Genomic DNA, 2,612 nt, shown 5'->3' on the forward strand with positions numbered 1-2,612 from the left:
CATCGGCCAGCAGCCCTAGCGGGGCGTCACAGTCACAGGCAGGCCTGCTCCAGGGCCTTCTCGCAACCGGCGCAAAAGCCGTCGTCGCCGACCGGCCCCGGCGCACCGCAGCGGCGGCACACGGTCTGTTCCGGTTCGGGCGGCTGCGCGGTGCCGTCCTTTTCGGGCGGAGTTTTCGTTTTCGTATCGCTCATGAGGCGTAAGCTCAGTCGCAGGTCGCCTTGCACGCCGCGCCGGTGCAGGCGGCGCTGCCCTCGACCTTGCATTCGACCCGCGTCCGCCAGGTGAAGTTGAGGCCCTCGCCGTAGCTGCAAACGAGCAGCGTCATCTTGCCCTGCTTGCCGACCCTGACGCCGGATGCCTTGGCCGCCTTGACGCTCGCCGGCGGCAGGTCGCAGGAGACGTAGGCGTTGAAAAACCCGTCGCCGGATTCCCACAACGCGACGTTCTTCAACTTGCGGTAGTTCCCGTAATCGGAACAGATGCCGGTCTCGCCCTTGTAGGTCTTGCCGTCGTCGCTGCAATAACCGGTGAAGGTGTATCTCAGTTCCTCCTCGGCGGGACACGCGCCGACCTGCGCCGCCGTCGCCAGATCGGGGCAGGCTACGGTGGCGGCGAAGGCGGGCGAGCACAACAGCGCAAGGAGCAGGAAACTCGCTTTCATCGAAATCTTTCGCGGGAACAGAATCAAGCCGACAGTGTAGTGCCGCCGCCACCGGATTGAACCTGGTCCGCCAACCATAGCCGGAACGCTTCCATCGCGGGGTTCGCCGCCGCCCGGTCCGCCAGCACCAGGTAATAGGAGCGCGGATTGGAAAAGCGCTGCGGCAGAGGCGCCACCAGCTTGCCTTGCTTGAGCAGGTCGGCCACCAGCGCCAGCATTGCGAGCGCCACGCCCTGCCCGTCGAGGGCGGCGCGAATCGTCGGCTCGTACTGGTTGAAGGCAATGCTGCCCGCCGGGCGCAGCGCCGGAACGCCCGCCATCTCCAGCCAGACCGGCCACGACAGCCACGGCCGGCGCTGCTCCTCGTCTTCGTAGGCCAGCAGAACGTGGTGTGCCAGATCGGCGGGCTTCGCCAGCGGCTTGCGCGATTTCTTCAGCAGGGCCGGGCTCACCACCGGCACCACCGTGTCGCCGAACAGGCGCAAGGCGGACGCCGGGGCGTCGCGATCCTGCAGATAGCGCACCGCCGCGTCGAAGCGCCCACGCTCCAGATCGACCAGCCGCGTGTCGGCCGAGATGCGGATGTCGATGCCCGGATGCCGGCGGCGGAAATCCGCCAGGCGCGGGATCAGCCAGAAGCCGGCGAAGGCCTGCGTCGTGCTCAGGGTCACGGTCGGCTCCTCGCCGCCGCGCAACTCGGCCCCGGCGCGGCGCAGTTCGCCGAAGGCGATCGCGGTGGCGCGCTGCAGGCGCTCGCCCGCCGTGGTGAGCGCCAGCGCGCGCGTCTTGCGCTCGAAGAGGCGTACCGCCAGCGCCGACTCCAGGGCGATCACCTGCTTGCTCACGGCGGACTGCGTGACGAACAGTTCCTCCGCAGCGCGGGTGAAGCTCAGGTGACGCGCGGCCGCGTCGAAGGCGCGCAGGGCGTCGAGCGGCGGCAGATCGTCCTTATGCATTCCATTTGCTCATGGATGTCAGGCCTCGATATCGCTGGCGGGGCCGTGCCGCCGCGTCAATAATCCAATCGTCGCAACCACCGGAGAAGCCATCATGAATGCCACTATCGACCTTGCCTTCACGCCCGCCTGCCCACCCCTGGAAACGCGCCGCGCGCTGTTCGCGGCGGCCGCGGCGCCGGTACCTGCCGGCAATGCTACCGAATTCCGCACAGGAATGCACGCGGCCGCCGCCGAGCGGGACCTGGCGAAGGATCAGCTCCTCGTCCCGCGCGGCGAGAACCTGACGCTGACGTGCCTCAGCGGCGAACTCTGGCTGACCCGCGACGGCGACCCGGAGGACCACATCCTCGGTCCCGGGCGCAGCTTCGCGATCCGCCGCGGCGACGGGGCGGCCGTGCAGGCGCTGCGGCCGAGCCGGGTCAGCCTGGCAGCCGCCTGACGTTCAGCGTTTGATCGCCAGCGGCGCCAGCAGGCAGAAAATGCCGAGGCTGCCGGTGGCGAGCGCCCAGGCCAGCGCCGAGTCGTTGCCGCCACCGGCGTCGAGCACGGCGCCGGCGACCAGCGGCGAGAGGAAGCCGGCGCCGAAGCCGGCCATCGAGTACACGGCCATCACCGCGCCGCGCCGAGCCGGGTCCGCCACCGAGACGAGACCGGCGGTGAGCGCCGCCGAATCGGCCATCACCACCGCCTGATAGACCACCAGCAGCGCCAGCAGCGCGAGCGGCCAGCTCGCCGCCGCGCCCACCGCCCAGGCCAGCACACCCGAGGCGAGCATGACGACGAGGATGTAGCGGCGCCGGTCGTGGTGGCCGGCGAACTCGTTGCCGAGGATGCTGGCCGGAATGCCCACCAGATTGATCAGGGCCGCCGCCGTGGCGGGCGCCAGCGGCAGGCTGCCCTGCGTCGCGGAAAACGCCAGCAGGCCGACGATCCACGAACGCAGGCCGAAGAGTTCCCAGCAATGCGCGGCATAGCCCAGCACGTAGCCG

The 2,612-nt window shown here is 69.7% G+C and carries 4 protein-coding genes and 1 pseudogene; 1 reads left to right on the top strand and 4 read right to left on the bottom strand.

Annotation, left to right across the window (positions count from 1 at the left end; all coding sequences use genetic code 11):
- Positions 1-32 precede the first annotated feature (32 nt).
- The 3 genes from WC493_RS23480 to WC493_RS23490 are packed head-to-tail and all read right to left on the bottom strand — an operon-like array spanning position 33 to position 1,620.
- A complete protein-coding gene (locus tag WC493_RS23480; RefSeq protein ID WP_373069116.1) occupies positions 33-194 on the bottom strand; it encodes a hypothetical protein in 162 nt (53 codons plus the stop codon).
- An 11-nt stretch (positions 195-205) separates the two neighbouring features.
- Complete coding sequence (locus tag WC493_RS23485) at positions 206-664, bottom strand: hypothetical protein (RefSeq protein WP_373069118.1); 459 nt, start codon at positions 662-664, stop codon at positions 206-208.
- Between the two features lie 23 nt (positions 665-687).
- Complete coding sequence (locus WC493_RS23490) at positions 688-1,620, bottom strand: LysR substrate-binding domain-containing protein (RefSeq protein ID WP_373069120.1); 933 nt, start codon at positions 1,618-1,620, stop codon at positions 688-690.
- Positions 1,621-1,714: 94 nt separating this feature from the next.
- Between WC493_RS23490 and WC493_RS23495 the strand changes: the two genes are divergently transcribed.
- The gene (locus WC493_RS23495) at positions 1,715-2,062 is read left to right on the top strand and encodes a DUF2917 domain-containing protein (RefSeq protein WP_373069122.1); all 348 of its coding nucleotides are present in this window, start codon (positions 1,715-1,717) and stop codon (positions 2,060-2,062) included.
- A 3-nt stretch (positions 2,063-2,065) separates the two neighbouring features.
- On the opposite strand, the pseudogene WC493_RS23500 reads toward WC493_RS23495, so the two are convergent.
- Positions 2,066-2,612 (bottom strand): annotated as a pseudogene (locus WC493_RS23500) (MFS transporter); the annotation flags it as partial.

The sequence above is a fragment of the Zavarzinia sp. genome, from assembly GCF_041650655.1.
Classification (GTDB): Bacteria; Pseudomonadota; Alphaproteobacteria; order Zavarziniales; family Zavarziniaceae; genus Zavarzinia.